Origin of the sequence: Cytobacillus purgationiresistens (genome assembly GCF_030813235.1) — a bacterium.
Classification (GTDB): domain Bacteria; phylum Bacillota; class Bacilli; order Bacillales; family Cytobacillaceae; genus Cytobacillus; species Cytobacillus purgationiresistens.
Window position 1 is genome coordinate 249,593 of the sequence record NZ_JAUSUB010000002.1, and the last position, 24,709, is coordinate 274,301.

Annotated in this window: 24 protein-coding genes and 1 pseudogene; 9 read left to right on the forward strand and 16 right to left on the reverse strand. The window is 37.3% G+C overall.

Annotated elements, in window-relative coordinates; translation table 11 throughout:
* The first annotated feature begins 220 nt into the window (after positions 1-220).
* Positions 221-1,576, forward strand: a complete 1,356-nt coding sequence (locus tag J2S17_RS03910; protein WP_307472107.1) for an arsenic transporter — start codon at positions 221-223, stop codon at positions 1,574-1,576.
* Between the two features lie 106 nt (positions 1,577-1,682).
* Here the strand turns inward: J2S17_RS03910 and J2S17_RS03915 are convergent, their stop codons facing one another.
* The 6 genes from J2S17_RS03915 to J2S17_RS03940 form a co-directional block, all read right to left on the reverse strand.
* A complete protein-coding gene (locus J2S17_RS03915; protein ID WP_370874948.1) occupies positions 1,683-2,354 on the reverse strand; it encodes a YwrJ family protein in 672 nt (223 codons plus the stop codon).
* A gap of 77 nt (positions 2,355-2,431) precedes the next feature.
* Positions 2,432-3,424: a hypothetical protein gene (locus J2S17_RS03920; RefSeq protein WP_307472110.1), complete on the reverse strand. Its 993-nt coding sequence runs from the start codon at positions 3,422-3,424 to the stop codon at positions 2,432-2,434.
* 119 nt (positions 3,425-3,543) lie between these two features.
* Positions 3,544-4,635: a CotH kinase family protein gene (locus tag J2S17_RS03925; RefSeq protein WP_307472112.1), complete on the reverse strand. Its 1,092-nt coding sequence runs from the start codon at positions 4,633-4,635 to the stop codon at positions 3,544-3,546.
* A gap of 342 nt (positions 4,636-4,977) precedes the next feature.
* On the reverse strand, positions 4,978-5,427 hold the full coding sequence (locus tag J2S17_RS03930) for a hypothetical protein (protein WP_307472113.1): 450 nt from the start codon (positions 5,425-5,427) through the stop codon (positions 4,978-4,980).
* A 358-nt stretch (positions 5,428-5,785) separates the two neighbouring features.
* Positions 5,786-7,048: an ABC transporter permease gene (locus J2S17_RS03935; protein WP_307472222.1), complete on the reverse strand. Its 1,263-nt coding sequence runs from the start codon at positions 7,046-7,048 to the stop codon at positions 5,786-5,788.
* Positions 7,041-7,940, reverse strand: coding sequence for an ABC transporter ATP-binding protein (locus tag J2S17_RS03940; protein WP_307472115.1), 900 nt, complete (start codon positions 7,938-7,940; stop codon positions 7,041-7,043). Before J2S17_RS03940 ends, J2S17_RS03935 begins: the two co-directional genes overlap by 8 nt.
* Before the next feature lie 155 nt (positions 7,941-8,095).
* Between J2S17_RS03940 and J2S17_RS03945 the strand changes: the two genes are divergently transcribed.
* Positions 8,096-8,281, forward strand: a complete 186-nt coding sequence (locus J2S17_RS03945; RefSeq protein WP_307472117.1) for a YhzD family protein — start codon at positions 8,096-8,098, stop codon at positions 8,279-8,281.
* 78 nt (positions 8,282-8,359) lie between these two features.
* Here J2S17_RS03945 and J2S17_RS03950 read toward each other — a convergent pair.
* The 7 genes and pseudogenes from J2S17_RS03950 to J2S17_RS03980 form a co-directional block, all read right to left on the reverse strand.
* Positions 8,360-9,292 (reverse strand): annotated as a pseudogene (locus J2S17_RS03950) (transposase).
* A gap of 234 nt (positions 9,293-9,526) precedes the next feature.
* Positions 9,527-10,318 carry an enoyl-CoA hydratase gene (locus J2S17_RS03955; RefSeq protein WP_307472119.1) on the reverse strand — a complete coding sequence of 264 codons (792 nt, stop codon included), beginning with the start codon at positions 10,316-10,318 and terminating at the stop codon, positions 9,527-9,529.
* Positions 10,319-10,533: 215 nt separating this feature from the next.
* The gene (locus tag J2S17_RS03960; RefSeq protein ID WP_307472121.1) at positions 10,534-12,156 is read right to left on the reverse strand and encodes a long-chain fatty acid--CoA ligase; all 1,623 of its coding nucleotides are present in this window, start codon (positions 12,154-12,156) and stop codon (positions 10,534-10,536) included.
* A 185-nt stretch (positions 12,157-12,341) separates the two neighbouring features.
* Entirely contained in the window at positions 12,342-13,856 is a 1,515-nt protein-coding gene (locus J2S17_RS03965) for a coproporphyrinogen III oxidase (RefSeq protein WP_307472123.1), read from the reverse strand.
* 220 nt (positions 13,857-14,076) lie between these two features.
* On the reverse strand, positions 14,077-14,946 hold the full coding sequence (locus tag J2S17_RS03970; protein ID WP_307472124.1) for a Cof-type HAD-IIB family hydrolase: 870 nt from the start codon (positions 14,944-14,946) through the stop codon (positions 14,077-14,079).
* A 162-nt stretch (positions 14,947-15,108) separates the two neighbouring features.
* Complete coding sequence (locus J2S17_RS03975) at positions 15,109-15,459, reverse strand: YlbF/YmcA family competence regulator (RefSeq protein ID WP_307472126.1); 351 nt, start codon at positions 15,457-15,459, stop codon at positions 15,109-15,111.
* A gap of 76 nt (positions 15,460-15,535) precedes the next feature.
* On the reverse strand, positions 15,536-16,732 hold the full coding sequence (locus tag J2S17_RS03980; RefSeq protein ID WP_307472127.1) for a DUF445 domain-containing protein: 1,197 nt from the start codon (positions 16,730-16,732) through the stop codon (positions 15,536-15,538).
* Between the two features lie 79 nt (positions 16,733-16,811).
* On the opposite strand from J2S17_RS03980, the gene J2S17_RS03985 reads away from it, so the two are divergent.
* The 6 genes from J2S17_RS03985 (at position 16,812) to J2S17_RS04010 (ending at position 22,785) form a co-directional block, all read left to right on the forward strand.
* The gene (locus J2S17_RS03985; RefSeq protein ID WP_307472129.1) at positions 16,812-18,236 is read left to right on the forward strand and encodes a YheC/YheD family endospore coat-associated protein; all 1,425 of its coding nucleotides are present in this window, start codon (positions 16,812-16,814) and stop codon (positions 18,234-18,236) included.
* Positions 18,202-19,278, forward strand: coding sequence for a YheC/YheD family endospore coat-associated protein (locus J2S17_RS03990; RefSeq protein WP_307472131.1), 1,077 nt, complete (start codon positions 18,202-18,204; stop codon positions 19,276-19,278). Before J2S17_RS03985 ends, J2S17_RS03990 begins: the two co-directional genes overlap by 35 nt.
* Before the next feature lie 5 nt (positions 19,279-19,283).
* Positions 19,284-20,654 carry a YheC/YheD family endospore coat-associated protein gene (locus J2S17_RS03995; protein ID WP_307472133.1) on the forward strand — a complete coding sequence of 457 codons (1,371 nt, stop codon included), beginning with the start codon at positions 19,284-19,286 and terminating at the stop codon, positions 20,652-20,654.
* Positions 20,651-21,823: a YheC/YheD family endospore coat-associated protein gene (locus J2S17_RS04000; protein WP_307472135.1), complete on the forward strand. Its 1,173-nt coding sequence runs from the start codon at positions 20,651-20,653 to the stop codon at positions 21,821-21,823. The genes J2S17_RS03995 and J2S17_RS04000 overlap by 4 nt, the downstream gene beginning before the upstream one ends.
* A 309-nt stretch (positions 21,824-22,132) precedes the next feature.
* Complete coding sequence (locus tag J2S17_RS04005; RefSeq protein WP_307472137.1) at positions 22,133-22,345, forward strand: YheE family protein; 213 nt, start codon at positions 22,133-22,135, stop codon at positions 22,343-22,345.
* Positions 22,346-22,593: 248 nt separating this feature from the next.
* A complete protein-coding gene (locus J2S17_RS04010) occupies positions 22,594-22,785 on the forward strand; it encodes a hypothetical protein (RefSeq protein ID WP_307472139.1) in 192 nt (63 codons plus the stop codon).
* A gap of 112 nt (positions 22,786-22,897) precedes the next feature.
* Here the strand turns inward: J2S17_RS04010 and J2S17_RS04015 are convergent, their stop codons facing one another.
* The 3 genes from J2S17_RS04015 to J2S17_RS04025 form a co-directional block, all read right to left on the reverse strand.
* Entirely contained in the window at positions 22,898-23,158 is a 261-nt protein-coding gene (locus J2S17_RS04015) for a metal-sensitive transcriptional regulator (RefSeq protein WP_307472140.1), read from the reverse strand.
* 93 nt (positions 23,159-23,251) lie between these two features.
* Complete coding sequence (locus J2S17_RS04020) at positions 23,252-24,238, reverse strand: hypothetical protein (RefSeq protein ID WP_307472142.1); 987 nt, start codon at positions 24,236-24,238, stop codon at positions 23,252-23,254.
* Positions 24,239-24,300: 62 nt separating this feature from the next.
* Positions 24,301-24,450, reverse strand: coding sequence for a hypothetical protein (locus J2S17_RS04025; protein ID WP_307472144.1), 150 nt, complete (start codon positions 24,448-24,450; stop codon positions 24,301-24,303).
* Positions 24,451-24,465: 15 nt separating this feature from the next.
* On the opposite strand from J2S17_RS04025, the gene J2S17_RS04030 reads away from it, so the two are divergent.
* On the forward strand, positions 24,466-24,669 hold the full coding sequence (locus J2S17_RS04030; protein ID WP_307472146.1) for an alpha/beta-type small acid-soluble spore protein: 204 nt from the start codon (positions 24,466-24,468) through the stop codon (positions 24,667-24,669).
* Positions 24,670-24,709: the final 40 nt, after the last annotated feature.

The following is a 24,709-nucleotide window of genomic DNA, read 5'->3' on the forward strand; positions in this document are numbered from 1 at the left end:
CGAATGCACGTTCTTATCAAGAGTATATTTGATACTTTAATATTGGGCTTACACATTAGTAGCCATTTGTCATATAGGTATTTTTATTATAATGATAAACATACATTTTTTAAAAAACTAGATTACAATCTAGTCCTCCTCGATAGGGTCGAATATATATATAGGGAATAGGACATGCCAAGTCAAATGTCTTGTTAGACTTTTAGAAAGGAGGGTTATGATGACTCTTGGAATAGGGCTAACAATCCTAATTTTTTTAATGACTATGTTCGTTATCTTTTGGAGACCACTGGGAATAAATGAAGCTTGGCCAGCTTCCATTGGAGCAATAATCATTCTTATTACAGGGATTGTTTCTCTTCATGATATTGCAGATATTTTTCAAAAAATCAGTGGCGCATCTGTAACCATACTCGCTACAATTGTTATGGCAGTCATTCTCGAGAGCTTCGGTTTCTTCCATTGGGCAGCTGCAAAGCTTGTTATTTTATCCAAAGGATCTGGTTACCGACTTTACTGGTATATTCAACTTTTATGTTTTTTAATGACTCTTTTATTCAACAATGATGGCAGTATACTAATCACCACTCCCATATTAATATTACTTCTCCAAAATCTACAATTAAAACGACATCAAATGATTCCCTACCTGTTAAGCGGAGCGCTGATTGCAACAGCTTCCAGTGCACCAATCGGTGTCAGTAATATTGTCAATCTGATTGCTTTAGAGATTATTGACATGTCACTTTATATGCATACAGCCATGATGTTTGTACCTGCGACGATTGGATTGTTATTCATGTCGTTTTTCATGTTCTTAATAATCAAAAAACAGTTACCTAAGCGCCTGCCAGATTCATTTATTAATATTGAGGAGATGTTCTTCACAAAAGAGTTTCATCCATTAAAAGATAAAATTTCTGTAGAAACGAAGAGAAAACGAACAAAACTTATGTTAAAAATACTAATTTTTGTCTTCGTTTTACGCTGTCTATTGTTTGTAGCCTCTTACTTCTCCATCCCTATTGCACTTGTAGCTGTTTCCGGATCTTTGGGACTCTTGATATGGAGATGGTATCTGTTAGGTACCAAACCAACTGATATATTGAAAAAGACACCTTGGCACATTCTCATTTTTGCTTTTTCAATGTATGTCATTATCTACGGCCTCCATAATTCGGGATTAACAGCGATGATGGTCGAATTATTTAATCCTATTGTTAATCAAGGGTTATTTCATGCCACTTTCATTATGGGAGGGCTAGTATCCATTTTATCGAATATATTTAACAATCATCCAGCCTTAATGATTGGAACCATTACATTGACAGAGATGGGTCTAGATCCAATCACCTTAAAAACTATTTATCTAGCCAATATTATAGGGAGTGATATGGGATCATTATTGTTGCCAATCGGAACACTTGCATCACTTATTTGGATGCATATTCTTAGACAGAACCAAATTGAAATAAAGTGGAAAGATTATTTAAAAGTGTCACTCCTTGTCATTCCTGCAACAACAATTATTACACTGTTCCTACTCTATTGTTGGGTTCAAATTGTTTTTGCTTAGATGCTTCAGGTTTTCTTTATGTAAGTATCAACATGATTGATTATGAGTCCTTAAATTCTGAATGGAAAAAAGACCAGCGTAATGTGCACGTTGGTCTTTTGATCGTTCAAGGTAAATGGATGGTTTTTAAATGGCTTAGCTTCCAGAATATCATTTTTCCATTTGCATTTGCCATTTCGATTATATTATTATCCACATTTTTCAACAGGCCGATTTTCTCAGAGTCTTCACCCATATCAAAAACGACAAGTTTTCCCTGTTGCTTTTTTAGCTGCTCTTCAAAGTTTCGTGAGACAGAAATATTTGAAGGCTGCAGTGGCAGTTTTTCATTACTTAATGTAAACGGTGTGAGGGTAGAAATATACGGAGTCACCCATTTAATATGGGATAATGAGATGAACATGGTTTTATACACAGGGGAATAAAAAACAAGATAATCATTCAGAATACTTGTAATATAACCATGTATCGTTTTATTTCCGGTTACAAATACTTCTACAAAACGCCCTTTCGCATTGGTCAACATTTTACGGTAGGATATCGTCTCATGGTTTATAAATGACGGTAAGTCTTCATCTAACTCTATCTTTTCTTCATTATCTTCAAGCGGACTCATTTTTACATTCTGTACATGTATAAGAGGTATATAAAAATAAATTTCACCATCAAATATAACTAAAATATCCATTCCATTTTCAATTAATATACCTCTTACATTGTTTCTACCCGAGATATTAACTTCTACCATTTCACCCTGTAATTGATCTATTCCTGACAACTTAAGCTTCACCCCTTACTGAAAAAATAGATGCATCTTCCATAAAATGCACCTATTTTTTATATTAGCCCTGTTAATTAATATTCCTTAACAGGCTTCCATTCATAATCAACTGACTTGACTACTTTTTCTCTTTTATATTTTTCCCTCCAGTCTCTGCGTCCTGTTCTCTCATCATCCCTGTGCTGTAACCCACCTGTATTTCGTCGATTTGACCTATTACTGGTAGACCTTCTATCACTTGACCTATTACTGGTAGACCTTCTATCACTTGACCTATTACCGCTAGTTTCTCTATCCCCTGAATGATTACTATTTTTTTCATCATCAATTGAATCTTCTTTTTCACCTTGATCGAAAGACCCTTTTGATCCAGGGCTAATGCTTCTTACATGAAATGGCTGGATTTTGAGAACTTCTTCATTGTTAATTAATGTGTAATTCCCTTCCTCGATTTCGACGAGAATCCCTTCAAGTGCTTCCGGACCGCCTCTATTGATCGAAACCCATGTGTGAGTCATCCGTTTGAACAAATCTTCAAATTTGTTTGCTGGAAAAAATGTCATGGAATGTTCAGTCTCTTCACCCTCCTGCTGGATGAATTCTCGAACACTCTTAATATGATGGATATTAAAATACACTATTCCATCCTTTTCAGTGAATAGAACTAAATAATCTGTTGTTGAATCTAAGAGATATCCATCTGTCGCTTCTGGACCACCTTGATTGATTTTCACTTTTTTATTTCTAAGCCTATAGACTACTTCGGAAAAGCTATCCGTATCTATTACTTCTTGATCCATCGTATTGATTACAGTCTTCTGAATTGAATTCGATTTTGAATTTTCACTTATGCTTCTGACATGCTGGGTATGATAATACACAATATTACTCAGGTCCTTTTCTTCCTTTTCAAGATGAAGTGCTAAATAATCAGCATTACCGTACAGAAGTGTACCCTCCTTAGATTCCGGTCCCCCCCTGTATACTTTTACCTTCCTGCCAACAAACGAATCTAAAAATCCATTAGATTTGTCTTGTATGGGATTCTTGAGAATCCTTTTCTTCATTCCCATTCTCCTCCTTATGGTCTGATCTAAATGTTTGTTTCTATTTCATATATACGTATCTTGGAGGGTGGATGTACTATATAAAATGCCTATTTACCACTCATATCTATCGCCCATTTCTATTGACCTAATTTTTTTAATTCAGCTCGCAAGTAAGAATTTCTGTCTTCAATAAACCGGCAAATAAAGTCTGGTTCCTTTTCAAAATCCTCAATCTTATCCTTTTTGTAAGGGTCTTTACCAAAATAAGGCCTCAGTTTAGAATAGAGTGCATTTATCTGGGGTCTAATTGTTTCAACATTAAATCGATCATCAAGTAACTCGTTTAGAATACGATAATATTTGTTTCTAAAAGCTGGTATTCCCAATATTCTGGCTGATAAAGTGTTGAATCCTTCCATCCTTACGTAGTTATAATCCATACTCTTCCCATTAATGTCCCTGCCCCAAGTGGCATCGTAATCCCATGGAAGAATCTCAAACAATCCAGTCTCTCCATTCCTATACAATGCATAGTTGTGTACAAATCCATCATAATTCTGGGTACATACTGCCCCAGCAAGCCAGAGTAAATATTTTTCCACATCCAAATATCGAATGATCTCCTTCTCAAATTCATCTCTCAAAAGAGTATTTAATTTATAAATGAATTCTTGGAGAAATAGTTCCTCTTCCTCGTCTCCGTACTTAAGCTCATAACCAAGAGTCAAAGATTTTTTAGATTCCTTATCAAGATCACTAAATAACGAAAAATTAGCATCACCATCAACTGCATAAAATATCGCTCTAACCGGAAGCCCCCTTTTTTTAAAATAATACTCATCTACTGATTCAAGCTGAAGATAAACTCCCTCTTTCTTACCGTTTAATGTAATAAAAACATGCTCTGCAGAGGGGGTTAATACGCCAATACTGGAAAAGAAATCATATGATAATTTATTTCTTATCATAGAAGGATCATTATATTCTGCATTCAAATGAATTTCCTTCGCACCCTTCCACAATTTAGGTTTATAAAATTCAATTTGATATGATTTTTTTTTGATTTTTCTTATATGTGACCCTCTAAATCCTATATCGATGTCAAGTTTTTTATTTTGTATTGTTACATACCCCGGAACCTTTTCCTCTGACCAAATATCACTCTTTAAAAATGAGAAATCCTGCGGCTGAATAAACACCTTATATGTTGAAAGCTCACTACCTCCCATGACTAATCCTCCTGTTTTCATAAGATATTAAAGATTATGACAAATGAAGAGAGTATGACACTGAGGGCGATTCAATCATTTTCAACAAATTGCACATATGACCAAGTCAACTTTATAGTGCTAAGCGTACGATATAGAGGAAAAGGGATTTTAGTAATATTCAATCATTCTAATTTAACTAATGTTCTAAACATTTCCTTTATTAAAACGTTAAGGAGGATTACTTTGAGAAACTATAATGAATCAGATATTTTGCTGGCAGTGGATGAAGTAAAATCGGCAGGAATGGAGTTCTATTTATTCCAAGATCCTGTAGCCAGAAAAGGCCCTGGAAAAAGAGGATCAAACAGATCTGGTCGCAGATCTAGTCGCAGATCTAGCCGCAGATCTAGTCGCAGATCCACTCGCAGATCTAGCCGCAGATCCACTCGCAGATCCACTCGCAGATCTAGTCGCAGATCCACTCGCAGATCTAGTCGCAGATCCACTCGCAGATCTAATTGCAGATCCACCCGCAGATCTAATCGCAGATCCACTCGCAGATCTAATCGCAGATCCACTCGCAGATCTAATCGCAGATCCACTCGCAGATCTAATCGCAGATCCACTCGCAGGTCTACTCGCAGGTCTAAATGCAGATCCACTCGCAGATCTAACTGCAGATGCACACGCAGATGCACATGCAGATGCACACGCAGATGCACACGCAGATCCACTCGCAGATCTAACTGCTCTTGCCGAAATACTCGTGGGACACGTCGTAGCAGATCTTGCAAGGTTAGAGGAACACAACACTTTAATAGATTTAATTCAAAACAAGCCTACTGGAAAAACGGCAACATGTGGGAATATCATCTGAAAAAGTAAAATTAGCCCATTTGACACATTGATTAAAAAACAATATCACTTTTTAATAAATTATCGAGACAAGCTTTCCCTAAGGTTTTTGTTTACTAATCAATCCACGGATCGATTTTTAAATTTTCAAAATAAAAACCAACACCCAAATTAGCACATGCATTTTCTTCTGTTCTCCGACACTTTATAAAGAGTTTCTGATTTCCTTTAACAATTTTAGGTTTATATCTTGAAGAATGATTTGACTTGTTTTATCTAGATGGTGCTACAGGATAATCAAAAAAACTCCGCCTTAATCGGCGGAGTCTTCTTTTTTTGTTAACTGCAGCGCTTTTTTCACATCCTTGTATGAGGAAGATTTTCCATACATTAATACGCCTCCCTTATATACTCTCGATCCAAAAATCGCCAGAATAACTGTCGTTCCAACAAGGATGGCAATTCCTAATATTGGTTCCCAAATCGGAAGCGAAAGCATCCCAACCCTTAAAAACATCAGCATTGGAGTAAAGAATGGAATATAGGATGTAATGGTTACAAAAGTAGAATCGGGCTGCGATAGACCAAACATTGCAATAAGAAAGCCTGCAATAATAACCATAGTCATTGGCATAATCATTTGTTGAACATCTTCTATTCTGCTTACAAGTGAACCTAAGAATGCTGCGAGTGTAGCATAAAGGAAATAACCCAATAAGAAGAATACACCAGCATAAACGATTGTACTGATGGATAAATCACTGAAACCAAATGCTTCAAAAAAGCCGCCTTCCATTGAAGATAGGTTTTTCTGCAATGAAAAATAACCGACTAAACCAATGACAACCATTTGCGTTAAGCTTAATAAACCAACACCTAATATTTTTGCAAACATTTGCTTTATTGGTGGAACACTAGAAATTAATATTTCCATTACACGAGATGACTTTTCAGTTGCCACTTCCATGGCAATCATATTTGCATAAGTGATTACCGCAAAATAAATAAGGAAAAGCAGGACATAAACAAGCCCTCTAGCTTGGCTTAATTCTTCTTCAGTCTTTGCATTTTCTTCCAATGCAACTGTGTTAAACTCAACTGGTGCGTATAATTCGCTCAGTTGTTCAGATGTTAAATTAATTTTTGATGCAGCCATCTCTGTTTTAATTTGCTGCAGAGCATTTTGCAATTCTAAAGATTTGCTTGTATCAGCAACACTTCTCGATTTATATTCGCCAACTGGAAGGTCTTCATTATTTAATGAAAGGATGAGCAGTCCTTCATATTCACCTTCAATAACAGCCAATTCTGCCTCGTTTACTGAGCCATCATAATCTTCTAACACGATCGATTCATTAACAGCCAACATATGATCCACTATTGGGATGGAGCTTTCTGCTTGATTAATGACTGCAATTTTTTCCTTCTCATCAGAAGATGAAAAATAATTAATGATATTACTCATATTTGCTAAGGTTATAATAAGTAAAGAAGTGATAATTGTCGTAACAATAAATGATTTCGTCTTTAATTTAGTACTATACGTATGCCAAAGGATAATCCAGAAATTATTCATATGCTGCACCAGCCTTTTCAATGAAGATATCATTTAAAGAAGGCTCTTCAATAACGAACTTCCTGATCAAGCCCATTCCGACAATACCTTTTAGAATTTCTTCCGCAGCTTGCTCATTCTCAATTTGAAGGTTCGCCCCTTCTGCTGTAATACGCGCCTTCGTTACAAGCGGATGGCTCTTAAAGAATTCCATATTAAAATCACCGTGAACAATTAGCTTTTTTCTTCCAAATGAACGTTTTATTGCACGCAATTCGCCATGCACAATGGGTTTGCCTTTTTGCATAATGCATAAATGTTCACAAAGCTCTTCAACATGTTCCATCCTATGAGATGAAAAGACAATCGTTGTGCCATTATTCTTCAAATCAACTACTGCATCCTTCAAGAGTTCTACATTCACCGGATCTAATCCACTAAATGGCTCATCCAGAATCAGAAGCTTCGGTTTATGTATAACAGCTGATATAAATTGAATTTTTTGCTGGTTTCCTTTTGATAGCTCCTCCACCTTTTTGTCCCGATATTCTGGGACCTTGAACAGTGATAGCCAGTAATCCAGCTCTTTTAATGCGTCCTGCTTCTCCATGCCTCTCAGCCTTGCTAAGTAAACTAACTGATCTTTCACTTTTAATTTAGGATAAAGCCCTCTTTCTTCAGGCAGATATCCGATAATGGAACTGGTCGAATAATCAATCGGTTTGCCATCCCAAGTAATGCTTCCCTTAGTAGGATCAATCAGACCAAGAGTCATTCTGAAAGTCGTTGTTTTTCCAGCTCCATTTGCACCTAGAAATCCAAACATTTCTTTCTCAGGAATGGTAAGAGAAAGATCATCTACCGCAGTAAACTCGCCAAACCTTTTCGTAATATGGTCAATCTGTAAAGTCATAGTCGAACACACCCTCCCTCTCTCATTACTATTACGATTGAACTGTAGAAAAGGTTCATTTATTTACAAATTATATTTTGCACATTTCAAGAAATTATGTAAGAATAATAGTAACTATTTGAATTTTCGCATCTTTATTATTAGGGGGTTCTCCAATGAAAACATACAAACTTACTGCATTTGAAGCGAATGGTGAAAAAATACTTGATGAAGCATTCCAAGCAGAGGATGACACTGAAGCAAAAGGAATCGGTGAAAGAATGCTTAAAGAAAAACAACTCGATGAAAAAACACATCGATGCTCATCTCCTGCGGGTAAATTGGTGTTATTTCACAGATAATAAAATGATTTAAACGAAAACCATCCTTTTTAGATGGTTTTTATTAGATATTTGGGTCTGTCAAATTAAGTGTGTAAATTATTCTAGGTAGGTAAGGGCACGTTCTTTCAGCTTTTCGTATAGAAAGAGTTGATTCATGACCATTGACCAATTTTGTATATGTCCACCTCCCCATTTCGTTTCTAGTTCTTGAATACGTAAATAGAGTAACTTGAATAGGGCATTCTCATGGGGGAATACTCCTTTTTTGGTTACTTTTCGAAAGCTGGCATGAATGCTTTCCACTGCATTAGTCGTATACATAATTTTTCTTATCGCACTCCCATAATCAAAAAGCTGTTCTACATGATTCCTATTTCGAATCCATACGTCTACTGCCCCAGGATAGGCTGACCACTGTTGGAAAAATGACTCGAATGCACTTTCGCTAGCCTTTTGACTTGGAGCTCCATACACATCTCATATTGATTACGAAACGTTGTAACCATACAGCCCACAAATAAGAGGGCGTAACTCGGACTTAAAGGTCTGGATTGTCATTCTTCTAGGTCGAGTAGAATTTGATCAGTCATATCCGAAATCATCTCATGGGAAATAGAAAATCCATAGATCTCTTCAATCGTGGAGGAAACATCACGTGAGACATTCCGCGTGCATACATAGCTAATACCTTATCTTCAATGGCAGAAACATCTCTTTTTCGTTTCGGAAAAAGCTGCGGTTCAAATATCGATTCACGATCTCTCGGAACTTGAATATGGACTTCCCCAGAGCTTGTCTTAAGCATTTTCTTTCCATATCCATTCCGACTATTTGTCGTAGACTTCTCGCTTTTATCATTTGAATCATAACCTATATGGTGATTCATTTCACCTTTTAACATGGATTCAAACATTGGGCCAAAGATATCATTTATCGCCTTTTTCATTTCATCCACCGTCTTCGGTTGATATTTCTCTTAGATGAGATTCGCTAACTCAACGGACTGAGGTCACGCTTAGTTTTAGACATGTAAAAAACATCCCATTCTTATTCTCTTTATCCTTCCAAAAACAAATAAAAATGCGCAGTAAAAGTCGAACGCTCTTTTACTTACACAGTTTATCTTACACTCCCACTGCTTGATGGTTTTTTGGGTCAGTTATAACCTTCTTTAGTCACTCACTACCCTTTTTTAGTCACTCGCCACCTTTTCTTAATCACTCCCACAAAAAAAGAAAGAGCACAAGGCTCTTCCCCTTTACACTATTCTCCTTTAAAAACTGGTTTTCTCTTCTGGATAAAAGCATCGATGCCCTCTTTATGGTCAGCTGTTCTGCGCATTTGCGCCTGACCTAATTTTTCAAGCTCGAGCACTTTTAATAGTAGCGGACGGTTCTTATCGGCTAGAATTTTTTTCGTTTTGATCATTGCTTGAACAGGGCTATTAAGCCATGCTTGTAGTTTAACTTGAAGGGCTTCATCTAAATCACCTTCAGCCACTTCATGAACAAGACCTTTTTGCAGCGCTTCCTCAGCCTTCATTGGCCTTCCTTCCCAAATAAGCTGCTTCGCTTTATCTTCCCCAAGCTTGCTCTCAAGGAAGAAATGAGATCCGCCGTCAGGAATCAGTCCAATACCGATGAAATTCATTGCTAATTTACTTTGTTTATCTGCCAAAACATAATCTGTTGCAAGTGCCAAGCTAAAGCCTAGGCCTGCTGCTGCACCTTTCACTGCACTGATCGTCAGTTTCGGCATGCTATACAAAGTTACAACCATTTCATTAATTGCGTCCATTACAAGAGGGAAATCGCTTTCATTCGCCTCTAAAAGCATGGTTTTAATATCACCTCCGGATGAAAAAGCTCGACCAGCACCTTTTAGTACCACAATATCTATTTCTTCTGTATTACTAACCTCTTTCATTACTGATGCTAAACCTTTAATCATATCAACATTCAATGAATTCAAAGATTCAGGCCTATTCATCTCGATTGTTGCTACTCTGCCTTCAACTGTTAAATTTACCGTTTCAGTTACATAATCGATTGCCAAACCAATCTCCCCCTTAAGGTTTCATAGTCTTATTATAAATAAAAATTCTATATTTTCGCAATTTTTAACAAAAAAATTGGTTTTTTCGCCATATTTCGCGGTACTTATTTCAAGATATATAAGAGAAAAACTTAATAAATGCGATACTCAATACGCTTCTTCACCTTTCCATTTTTACAATAAAAAAAGCAGCCAATGGCTGCTTCATCTCATAACTAGTTTTCACTATTAGATAATTGCTTTTGCTGCATATCTCTTAGTTCTCTTTTTAAGAATTTACCGACTGAGGATTTTGGAATATCATCAATGAAAATAACATCATCTGGAATCCACCACTTGGCAAACTGCGGCTTCAGGAATTCTAATAGCTCTTCCTGTGATATTTTCCCTTTATATGGGTCCTTTAATACCACATATGCTAATGGGCGTTCCTGCCATTGTTCATGGGGAACACCTATGACCGCCGCTTCAAAGACAGCTTCATGGGCCATTAAGGTGTTTTCAAGGTCTACAGAGGAAATCCATTCTCCCCCGCTCTTGATTAAGTCTTTCGTTCTATCAACAATCTTCATGAAGCCTTCCCCATCAACTGAAACAACATCACCTGTATGGAGCCACCCATCTCGGAAAGAATCAGCTGTTCTTTCATCATCATAATATTCTGAGGCAATCCATGGTCCCCGCAGACATAGTTCGCCCATTTCCTTTCCATCCCATGCCACTTCGCCTTTGCTTCCCATGATTTTCATTTCAAGACCAGGAACGAGGACACCTTGTTTAGCTTTAATATCCAACTGCTCTTCATATGAAAGCTCCTTTTGGTAGCTTTTTAGAGTCGATATAACGACTAATGGAGAGGTTTCCGTCATTCCATAGGCATGCATGAACGGTATTTTGTGCTTCTCCTCGAACGCTCGAATTAACCCCTTTGGAGCAGCAGCACCACCACAAAGCACTCCTCTTAAGGAACTCATGTCATAAGTGTTTTCTTCCAATTCTTTTAACAGGCCGAGCCATATTGTTGGCACGCCTGCAGTGATTGTTACTCTTTCCTGTTGGATCATCTCTGCTAGCAGCTTTGGCGTGAAGTAAGGGCCTGGCATAACTAATGTTGTGCCAAACCAGACTGCCGCGAACGGAAGCCCCCAAGCATTGACATGAAACATAGGTACAACTGGCATTGCAACGTCCTGCTCGCTTACAGCTGCACTATCTGCCATTCCTATTGCCATACTGTGTAAAACAATGGCACGGTGAGAATAAACGACACCTTTTGGATTACCTGTCGTTGCAGATGTGTAGCACATTCCTGCAGCGGCGTTTTCATCTAGATCATCTGGATAAGCATATTCACTATCCGCATTTTCAAGAAGTTTTTCATAATGATAAACAGGTGACAAACTAGTCTCAGGAAGCTCATCATCATCAGTCATAATGACAAATGCTTCGACTGTCCTAAGCTGATCCTGACATTTTTCAATTAACGGGACAATATCCGCATCAATTAATAACACTTTATCTTTCGCATGATTAATAATATAAACGATATGCTGCGGGGATAAGCGAATATTAATGGTATGAAGGACTGCGCCGCTGCAAGGTATTGCAAAGTAGGCTTCAAGGTGACGATGATGATTCCATGCCATCGTTCCGACCTTATCTCCCCGTTTCACACCTAGCCCCTCTAGGCTTGCTGCAAGTCTTTTTGTCCTGTTCGCGATTTCTTTGTAAGTAAATCTTTGTGTTCTCGATTCCGTTCTTGATACAACTTCTTTTTTCGGGAAAAATATTTCTGCTCTGTTGATCATTTGCGTCATTGTCAAAGGTGTATTCATCATATTCCATTCCTCCTTTGGTAAAGCGCTTACATCCAATATCGTAGAAGTTAATGATCTTTTGTACCTATATCATTCTTCTTTAATCAGACATCTCCTTCTTTTAAATAATATTTTTGTTAATCAATTGAAATTACTTATCTCGGCAAAAAAAAAAGCTTCCCTTATCACAAGGGAAGCTTAAGATATTAAGCATGCGATTCTTTCTTATCGAATAACTCATTTAATATTTTCAGCTTTTTCTCTGTGTATGCTTCAAAACTTTCATTATATGTTTTAGGATCTTTTGGATTAGCAAAATGATTAATTTTTCCAGTCTCAGGATGAATAAACTTACTTGCTGCCCCGCAGCCAATACCGATAATGGTCTGTTGCTCCTCCATGATCATAATATTATAAATGCTTTCCTGATTTGGCAGGGCATACCCCACGTTTTCAAGGTTCCCTAAAATATTTTTTTGACGATAAAGATAGTATGGGTCATATTGATGCTCTTTCGTCCATTCTTCAGCCATGCTCATCATTTCTTCTACTTCAGAACGTTCAGCTACTTTATATCTAGATTTATTTCTTGTCATCTCAGAGGCGCGCTTAAAGGAAAGTGTATGAACAGTAAGAGATTCAGGCATGAGTTTTTTAGATTCACTCAGAGAATGCGCGAATTCCTTTACCCCCTCACCTGGAAGTCCAATAATTAAATCCATGTTGATATTATTCATACCCATATTGCGTGCCAGGTGGTATTTATCTATCGTTTCTTCAACCGTATGATGTCTTCCGATTGCCTTAAGCGTTTCTTGAGTGTATGATTGCGGATTGATGCTGATTCTGTCAATATTCCATTTTTTCAGCACTTCCAGCTTCTCTTCAGTAATGGTATCAGGCCTTCCTGCTTCCACTGTAACCTCGCGGATCTGCTCAACATCAGGGAAAGAAGCATACATTTCCTCATACAGCATATCCATTTCTTCAGCTGTGATACTAGTTGGCGTACCTCCACCGTAATAAACGGTTGTGATCTTTACATTGTTTTCTTTCAGCCATCCGCCTATTTTTCTCATTTCATAATGTAGTCCGCCAAGAAACGAATCGACTGAGCCTTGACGACCATTGATTGCATACGCCGGGAATGTGCAATAAGCACATTTTGTCGGGCAGAAAGGGATGCCAATATAAATACTGACCTCATCTCTCAATTCATATAAATCAGGAACGACTGCAAGCTGACGATCCACAATTCTTTGCATTAATTCGATCTTTTCGTCAGTAATCAAATAATCATCTTTGAGCTGCTTGTGTGCTTCTTCCTTAGCCGTCTTAGCCTTCATATGGCGATGAAGCAGCTTTGTAGGACGTATTCCGGTTAATATCCCCCATTTTTGCACCATTCCTGTCCACTCTTGCAGAACAGTTAAATATGCATGGGACACAGCGTATTTCAGTTGATTGAATCTTTCTTTCTCTGTTTCTACAGGCTGCATTGCCTTCACATATGATGTTGATTTTTCATTGCCTTCATGATCAAACAGATTCACCTGTACTTTTACTTGATCCCCTGCCTCTAAATGAAATGCCAGGGTGAGGTCTCTTTCATCATCAGCTTTTTCGAGGTTTATCACACATTCTTCAAAAAACAAATCCCCAATTAATTGGAGCGTTCTATAGAAACGCTCATCATGTAAACCAGTTATTAATAATTTCAAAGTTATCACCTTTTATATATATTCAGGCTGCCTCACAATCGGTCGACAGCAGATTGTTTTTGACAAACTTCTTTAAGTGTACAAAATTGCCTATTTAAGGTCAACAATGGAACCTAAGGAAATAAGCTGCTTTTACTTTTTGATTCATTCATAAAACAGGCTATTTATCACAGCGATCTCCTTCAAATCAGAAAAAAGACCGATGATAGTCATCGGCCTTTCATTTCAAAAGATTCATTTTTCTTAGAAACTGAATCGGGTGCTGTTTTCTAAAATGTTCTTTTACCATATAAGTTACACCTTGCTGATCGTTCGTTCTTGTCAGCCAATCAGCTGCTTTTTTCACTTCAGCTGGGGCATTCCCCATCGCAACCCCTAAGCCAACTGCTTCAATCATTTCTAAATCGTCCAGTTCATCCCCAATGACTACCATTTCGTGCCTGTTAATGCCCAGTCTCTCGCCTAAGTAAAGCAAGCCGTTCAATTTAGATACGCCATCATGAACAATATCCAAACGCAAATCATTTAATACAATGGTGCTAATTTCCTCATCATATAATGCGGAAATGGCTGCTTGTGCATCGACGAGATCTTCAGGATGCTCAAAATAAATTTCAATTTTTGGCGGTGTCACTGGTTCCTCGATGATTGTTTCACTTAATGATTCTACAAATTGCTGTGAATAAAACACAGGATCTCCAGAAGTAAAAACCGTTTTAGCCAACATATTATGATTAAGCTTAGACTTATTAGCTAAGGCAAATTTTTCGTGTACTAATCTAATCTGACATGGGAATCCTTCTAGAAGCCGTACAATTTCATAAGTGATTTCTTCAGGAATACGTCTGACGAGGATTGGCTTCTCTAAAGATCCTGCAATATATGCCCCACGGTGGGTGACAAGTAATGAATCTAATTTTAACGCTTTGGCAACTTTCCTAGCAGAGGGAAAGCTTCTTGAAGTCACAAGGGTTACATATATTCCTTTTTGCTGCACGTATTCTATCGCTTCTTTAGTTGACTTGTGGAGCCTTCCATTTGTTTGCAGAAGTGTTCCATCAATATTTAAAGCTAGCAGACGATAAATCATCTTCTTGCCCCCTATTCCTGGTGAAAATTGTCCTTATCTCACTTTTATGACACTAGGATGTGAATTAGAACAATATAGGGAGCATGTATATTTATTTTTCATTTTATCCAGGCAAATAAAAAACGATCGCAATAACTTTACGATCGTTTTTTACCACAGAAGTTATTCAGCTGACCCATATAGGTCTTCTAAAGGCTTCATGATAATCTTATTTAATTCTGTTATTGCCATACTCATGCGTTGCTCAGCTTCCATGAGCTTTGAAATTTGTTCATGCTGTTGAACAAGGGCAACAGTTTTTTGCGCTTGGTCAACTTCCTCTTGTGTAATTTGCTGACCTGCCATTTGTTTTTGCTGTAACTCCATTTGAACATTTCGGAAATTATCAAACATTGCTTTAGCAGAAGGATCTGCATTAACCTCATCGAATGCTTTCTTTAGTGCTGTGTATTCATCACTCTCACGAATGACTTTTTCCATTTCATAGGCTGAATCATGTAAATTTACTGCCATAAATAACACTCCTTATCTCTAAAACGTTCTTACCACTATAACAGACTATGATAAGGAAATCGAGCAGTTACCCTTATCATAGAATCCAAACAGCAATTACACCTTGGACAACCCCAATTAAACCTCCAAGAAATGCACCTAAAAAGGTAATCATTTTTAATTCACTTTTAATGATGGAGAATACCATCTCTTCCAATCTTTGAACGGAAAAAGTGCTGACTTGTTCACGAACAATTTCGTTTAAGCGCAGCTTCTTCATTAAGCCTTCAATTTTACCTGAAATCCATTTACTAGAGAGTAAAATTGATTTAGGTGTCAACTCATCAATAAGATACGGACGGATTTTCACCGTGAGCTCAGAAATAGATGAATGGAATAAAACAGGCATATTGATGACCTTATAGCTAAAACCTTTAATAATTCTTATGATTTTCTCTTTCTCCAATTGCTCTTCAATCAAACTTGTATCTTTTTCAAGCAGCTTATGCCACTCTTTCATCAATAAAGCCGTGATGATATCAGCTGTACCTTCATTTTTCAAAAACTTAACAATTTCCGGCTGGATTTTATCTGCAAGATTTACATTTCCTAAAAACATTTGCAGCATATTTCTCAGCATGCCACTTCTTCCGCTGACAAAATCATCTGCCATTCTTTGAATACGAATCTTACCTTCTTCACTGGAAAAGTAATCGACCCCTTTAGTGATAATCAGCCTGCTTATGACTGGAATCTTTTCTTCCCCTTTTGCAATGAGCTCTGGCGATAAAACATTCTTAAGCGGCTGATCCCTGTAAGTGCCCATCATTTCATCATACTTTGATTCAATCCAATTGTTCAAATACTGTTCAGTTTTCATTTGTCCTTCAGATAGTCCCCAGCCCTCTAATACCTCATTTAAGGTCCTCTCTGATGTTAGTACATTTGATAATTCATTTTGGACAAGCACTGTCATTTCCGTTTGAAAATTAGAATTTAAGAATTTCGTTTGGATACTCTCAGCTGTTAATAAATGGTTGACAACTAAATCACCCATTTGGTCTGCCATTTTGTCGCGGCGCTTTGGTATTAATCCTGGCGTAAATGGGAGCCTCCATTTCCCTAAATAAATCGGGTGGTATGGCTTAAAAATCATTTTGATTGCTAAATAGTTAGTAAATCCGCCAACTATCGCTCCAATAACTGCCATTAATATGATGGTTGTTAAAATTTCCATTAAGTCCTCTACCTTTCTTGAGTGCAGCAGCGCGAAAATCACCTTTTTAGACTGCATCACATACGATACCGTATCAGCTTTCGCCTATTTTTTCATTATATATCCACACGCATTGACGAGCAAATGAGGAATGACTATGAGCATCTCTTTCATACCAATTACGATTAAACCGGCCACCTCGTTTCAAAACATTGAAGAACACCGACTATTAATGAGCTATTCACTGGCACAATACTGGAACATACCTACGAGTAGACCCTTAACAGTGAGTTTCGGAAAAATAAAACTTCAAGTAATGATTGAATGCAGTCCTTTAACAAAGGATGAAGTGTTTTTTAGCGAAGGACTGCAAAAAGAGCTTCTATTACCTTTATTAAATATCAAGCTCATCGGTTCGTATACCCAAAAAAATCATAGTTTAACCATTGGTCCTGTCATTGGGCTGTTAACTGACTTAAACGAAAGTGATGAGAATTTGCAGCCTAACTTCCGTTCCATCCATTCATTTTGCCACGAATTACAGGAAGTAGTCTCTGATATTGGAGGATTTTTTTTCGTATTTCATCCAAAAGATGTTACTCAGGAAAAAATTTACGGTTATTACTTACAAGAAGATGATTGGGTAAAAGCAGATCTTCCATTGCCTGATGTTGTTTATAACCGCATACACTCTCGAAAGCTTGAAGCTACCAAAAGTCTTTCACGTTTAAAAGAACTGCTGTATCAGCACAATATCCCTCTATTCAATGACAGATTTCTATCAAAGGAAGATGTTCATCAGCTTTTAATCTCTGAGATCCATTTAAAGCCTCATCTTCCAGATACAGCCAGAGCCAATAAAGAAACAATTATTGATTTCATAGCAAAATACTCTTCATTATTCATAAAACCGATTCATGGCAGTCAAGGCAGACAAATTATTCGGCTTACAGAGGTGAATAACCGCTATCAAGCTGAATACTCTTCATGTACCAACAACGGAGGTACACGACTTTATGAAACGCCGGAAAAGTTCATTCGCCAGTTTTATCGTGACAGTAAAGACAGGCAATATATTGTACAACAAGCCATTCCATTATTGACTTACAAGAATAGACCGCTAGATTTTCGCGTTCTTTGCCATAAAAATTTCCAAGAGATTTGGAAAGCAACTTCCGCGGTTGCCAGAATTTCCAGCGAAAATCAATTTGTCTCAAATCTTGCTAAGGGCGGTGAAATGATGAAGCCCCTTTCTTTACTTACACAGCTTTTTGATCGTAAAACAGCCATTCAGCAGCTAGCCTTAATGAAAGAATTAGCTGCAGAGGCTTCATCTCTTATCGATCAGAAAACGTGCGGATTATTTGCAGAGTTAGGAATTGATATTGGCGTGGATGAGGCAGGCGGCCTTTGGATTATTGAGGCAAACTCAAAGCCATCCAAACAAAGCGAAGATTCCCTTAACAAAGTCCGTCCATCTGCAAAAGCACTTGTCGAATACTGTACATTTCTCGCTTTTTCAAAAATAGTGACAAGGGAGGATTCTGATGATGATATCACTAGGAATCATGACAATGAGTAAAAGAAGTGAACAAACCTATATAAATGAAATGGCAAAGCGGGCAAACCAACATGACATTAAGTGCTATCGTTTTATACCAACTGATATTAACCCTGCAACTCAATTGATTTCTGGAGAATATTTCAATCCAGCAACCTTAAAATGGGAGGCTTGTAATTTCCCTTTACCTTCTCTCCTGTATGATCGCTGTTTCTATCAGGAAGACTTTCATTCACAGCAATGCAAGGCAATCGTCAGTTGGATGAAAACAAACCATCAAAGCCGTTTTCTCGGGATTGGGCTGCCCAACAAGCTTGAATTATATAAAGAGCTAAGGCAAACAGCTATTTCACCATATTTACCAGAGTCTGAGCCCTTCACTTCGACAAAGGACTTCATAAAACAATTAACTACCGGAAAACCGCTTGTGCTGAAACCAATAGATGGCTCTCAAGGAAAAGGAATATATGTAATAGAAAAGTACGATAATCACTTTCTTATTAAAACCGATAAGCAAACTAATCATATTGCACATACACTCTCACTCCAGGCAGCAGCTAATTGGTTAGCAAAACTGACAAGAAAATATCGCTATCTCATTCAACCGTACTTATACTTACAAAACGAGTGCAATCAACCATTTGACCTAAGAATATTTATGCAAAAAACAGAAGCTGGAACATGGAGAGAATTAACAAGAGGAATGCGCACTGGGAGTGAAGGCGGAATCATATCAAATATAAGTGCAGGCGGGAAGTTTTCACCCTATGAAGTCTGGCTTCAAACTATTCCAGCAAATCAGCAAACATTTTTAAGCGCAGAATTAGAAGAAATCTTAGCTAAACTTCCCGCAATATTGGACAATAAATTTCCGCCATTATTTGAAATTGGTGTAGATATTGGGATTGAAAGCAATGGTGCCATTTGGATTCTTGATATCAATTCAAAGCCAGGCAGAAAGCTTGTCCTTGAAACAAGACCTGATCTAGCAGATGATTTATATTCTGCACCGTTTTTATACGGAAAAACCTTGGTGTCAACTGACGCGCTTGAAGGGAGATAAACAGGATGAGAAATAGATATCAAATTGATATATCAGATGAACATTCAGGGTCGGTCTTCCTCCCACATCAGCTAAACTTAGACACAGCCTTATATAAAATTGCTTTTGGCACCGTGGCAATTGATGCTAAGTTCAAACAGCAGCCTGATAGTCGAATGACCATAACAATTAGCAAGGATATTGCAGAAGAACTTAAAATTCCAACCATAAAGATCCCCCTCCATCTATTTATTGAAAATGAAACGATGCTGGTTGGTCCTTTAGTAGGTATTTTCACCTCCGGGTTTACCCCTTTTCCTATGAGACCCATTGGAGAAAGGTCTATGTTCTTTGCCAAGCTTCTTTCAGTCAGCAAGAATGTCGGTGCACTCCCTTTTGTCTTCGGTGAAAAACATATTGACTGGGAGCAAGGAACAATAAAGGGCTTGTTTTATCATCTTGAGGGATGGAGAACCATTGAAGTCCCATTTCCAAATGTTATCTATGACAGACTGCCAAACCGTAAAAGTGAACGGCAAGAGGAATTGAGAAATGTGAAAAATCGTTTACAAACAGAATACTTAATTCCATGGTACAATCCAGGCTTTTTCAGCAAAATGGATATATATGAACGGCTACAGCAAGAGGATGAAGTCACACGCTATCTTCCTGAAACACAGCCCTTCACTTCACTCTCTGCAATAGAAACAATGCTCTCCGACTATGGTCATGTGTATATAAAGCCCGTTAATGGTAGTCTTGGTCTGGGGATTCATCAAATCATTTATGATAAGCATGAGCATACCTATTTTTGCCGATATCGAGATCATAAGGTGGATAAAAATATTTTAAGAAAATATCCATCACTTGAAGCATTAATGAAGCATGTATTTGGCGGTAAGAAGCTAACTCGCATGCTTGTGCAGCAAGGGATATATTTATTAAGAAAAGACCAGCGCCCCATCGATTTTCGAGTGCATACGAATAAAGATGAAGACGGAAATTGGAACGTAACAGCAATGGCAGCGAAAATTGCCGGCGCAGGCAGTGTAACAACTCATGTGAAAAGTGGAGGAGTCATTAAATCAATGAGTGAGATTTTTGATAATGATGCAGAAAAGATATCAGCCACTGAAAAATTGAAGACAGCCGTTTTAATTTTAAGCGAAGCACTGGATGAGAATATCGAAGGGATTCTCGGAGAAATTGGGTTCGACCTTGGACTTGATCGTGACGGAAGGGTTTGGTTGTTTGAAGCCAACTCTAAGCCAGGAAGATCCATCTTTAAACATCCGCAACTGAAAGAATTTGATTTGCTGACACGAAAACTCTCCTTAGCCTTTTCAATCTATTTAACAGAGCAAATGCTAACTAAGCCTGAGGAAATTTTTAGATGAAAGCTTTTTATGATAGAAAGAAGAATCAATGGTATAGCTTAGAGGATTTGTTTTTGGGGAGCAACTCAATACCTTTGATTAAAGTGCAGGCACCCGCAAAGAATTGGCTGCAGTTTGAACTTCGTTCCTGCAATAAAAATGCTGGGCCAATTATAGGTATCCTAACAGGTAAAGGAAAGAAAGAATCCTTAGCAGGAAATGGCCCCCTCTTTATTGCATTGCAAAAAGAAGTATTAAAAAACCAAGGAATCACAGTAGTGTTCACAGCTGATAATCTCAGTGAAGAAACTGTAAAAGGCTTTCTCTATTCACCGAATCATAATCAATGGGTGCCTGTCACCTGCCCTCTTCCACATATCGTTTATAACCGGGTCCCATTTAGAAAACAGGAAGCGGTGGAGAGCTTTATTGAAGCTGCAGAATTCTTTAGCAAAAAGGGTATACCGTTTTTCAACCCTGGCTTCCTAGATAAATTTAACTTGTATAATGTTTTTAATAAATCGAACATTTTAAAGACTTACTTACCTGAAACCATTCTTAATCCAAAGAAAAATACTCTAAATACGTTTCTTAAACAAAATGGAAAAGTTTATTTAAAGCCTGCACTTGGTTCGAAGGGAAAAGGTATTTATCTCCTGACTTTCCTTCCTAATGAAGAGGTTAAATTAGAAGGGGTTAAAGAGACTGTTGTTTATTCTCATTTTGACGAATTTTGGGAAGAGCAGAAAAGGCCTTTGCAAAAAAAAACCTATATAGCACAAAAAGCCATTGAACCTGCGCTGAATGAAGGCCACCGCTATGATTTTCGTATTCTCGCTCACTACAATGGCAATGAACATATTCTTACAGGTGTTGGCATTCGGCAATCACAGTCACAGGAAGTAACCACACATATTCCTAATGGCGGGGTTCTTATACCTTATAAACAGTTTCAAACCAGTACCCATGATGAATTTTTCCGCTCTATTGTAAAAGAGGTTGGCAGAATTCTTACAGAAAGTCATGGCTTCTTCGGAGAATTTTCCATTGATGCTGGTATCTCTCATCAAGGTGATTATTATATATATGAAGTCAATTCAAAGCCAATGAGTTTTGATGAAACAGAGATTGAAAAAAAACGTATTCACTTATTATCTCAATTATTTTTCGAATTGAGTGAGTATGAATAAAAAACGGTGTTCAGGATTTGAATTCCTGATCACCATTTTTTTCTGTTATGACCTTCTTAATGACTCAAATTGTTTGACTAATTTTTTCCGTGCTTTAGGGTTTCTTAATAAGTAAGCTGCACCAAGGGCAATGGTCGTAAAGGCAAATTTGTTTTTCATTTTTCTACATCCTCCCTTCATGAACTTTTACATCTATATTTAGTTAATCCCCAAAAAGGACAATTCATAAACAGATTTCAAAATATATTACATGAAGCGCTTGGGCTTTCATATTAAAACATGTACAATAAATTGAAGGGGGAGAAGACAATGCTGACACATTTTCAATTCAAGCCATTATATGATAACAAGCAGCTACCAGGCTGGAAATTTTCCTTTTACTTTCATAAACAGAAGTATAACGGGGTATATCACCCAGATGGAAAGATAGAGTGGACATCGGGTGCACCTGAAGCAGTTAATATAGAACAAGTTAAAAGCCAAATTCATGAACTGATGCTTTTTCATGTATATGATAATTAGAAATGCGTGGGCGCCCTGCTCATTACCGTACAAACGCAGAAGGGCTTCGACTGAGCTATAGGAAACACGGTGAGCACTAGCGAACCGATGTTGACTTTTCGAAAAGGAGGAGACCTGAAGTTGATAGGCGTTGGAGCTTGGCATTATTCCAATAGAAATTTTATCCTTTCTTCTCTTTAAGTAACTGAATAAATCTCTCCTTTATTTGGAAATATAAGACTAATTTCTTATAATAGGAGTGATTTTGTATGTCTGATAATAGAGAGCCAGATGTAAAAAAAGACATCGAAAATGAAGGTAGAAACGAAGCCTACTTAGATATTGATCGCATCATCAATGAAGGCATGGCAGGGGGACTTGTTCAAGTCCGCGGAGGCAAGTCAAACATAGAAGAAGCCCGTGACCTGCCAGAAGAAGATCCGCCGCACACTTCAGATTAAGCTCAGGAACCAAAATTTAAATTGAATTTATAAAGAAGATGGATTTATGTCTATGCATAAACCCATCTTCTTTTTTATTTATATGTTATTTACTCGGATGCTTTCAAGATAATTATCTGCTTTTTACAATCATATTCACTGCTTCTTGAATCGCTTCCTCAGCATTTTTACCCTCTGCATCTGCTTCGCGAATACACGCTTCAAGGTTTTTCGCAACGACATATCCCATTGTGCGATCAACAGCAGATCGAACTGCTGATAGTTGAGTGACTACATCTTTGCAATGTTTCTCCTCTTCCATCATACGTAAAATGCCTCGTACTTGTCCTTCCAATCTTTTTAATCGGTTTTTCATATCTTGTGAGTACTCCATTAGCTCACCTCTCATGCCATTAATAATCCATTTTATCTATTATAACATTTTCATGAAAAAAGAAAAAAATTTATTGAAAGGGTGTTTATTTAATTATAAAAAAATAAAGATCTTCTTCATATAGATTTTAGAACATGAAAAAATTAGAACATGAAAAAGCAAGATAACGAAGAAATCGTGTTCTAATTCGATTATTAGAACATGAAAAAGCGAGATAACGAAGAAATCATGTTCTAATTCGATTATTAGAACATGAAAAAGCAAGAAAACGAAGAAATCGTGTTCTAATCCGGTTTTTAGAACATGAAAAAGCAAGATAACAGAGAAATCGTGTTCTAATCCGATATTTAGAACATGAAAAAGCAAGATAACGGAGAAATCATGTTCTAATCCGGTTATTAGAACATGAAAAAGCAAGATAACGAAGAAATCATGTTCTAATCCGGTTATTAGAACATGAAAAAGCAAGATAACGAAGAAATCAGGTTCTAATTCGATTATTAGAACATGAAAAAGCGAGATAACGAAGAAATCATGTTCTAATTCGATTATTAGAACATGGAAAAGCGAGATAACGGAGAAATCATGTTCTAATCCGGTTATTAGAACATGAAAAAGCGAGAAAACGAAGAAATCGTGTTCTAATCCGATTATTAGAACATGAAAAAGCAAGATAACGGAGAAATCATGTTCTAATCCGGTTATTAGAACATGAAAAAGCGAGAAAACGGAGAAATCGTGTTCTAATCCGATTATTAGAACATGAAAAAGCAAGATAACGGAGAAATCGTGTTCTAATCCGGTTATTAGAGCATGAAAAAGCAAGTAAACGGAGAAATCGTGTTCTAATCCGGTTACTAGAACATGAAAAAGCGAGAAAACAGAGAAATCGTGTTCTAATCCGATTATTAGAACATGAAAAAGCAAGATAACGGAGAAATCATGTTCTAATCCGGTTATTAGAACATGAAAAAGCAAGATAACGAAGAAATCATGTTCTAATCCGGTTATTAGAACATGAAAAAGCGAGAAAACGAAGAAATCGTGTTCTAATCCGATTATTAGAACATGAAAAAGCAAGAAAACAAAGAAATCATGTTTTAAAATCTCTACAAAAAAAAGGAAATAATTCCCTTACTATTTCAGAGAATAAACTTTAAGAAATCAAACATAATAGAGAGTACAAACAGCAATTCACCAACACGCTTCACTCTTACCGATGGGTTAACCTTGAAGGTACAATCACATTGTGCTGGTGCAATTCCAGCTAACCCAAACCATAAAAAAATCACGAGGAGTGTTCACACATGGCAAACAAATCAGGCAGCAACCAACTAGTAGTACCAGGCGTATCTCAAGCTTTAGACCAAATGAAGTATGAAATTGCAAACGAATTTGGTGTAAACTTAGGTGGAGAAACAACATCTCGTGCAAACGGATCAGTTGGTGGAGAAATTACAAAACGTCTTGTGCAAATGGCTGAACAACAACTTGGCGGCGGCAAATTTTAATTAAGAAAACTTCATAATATGGACTAGCCCCCTATTCATA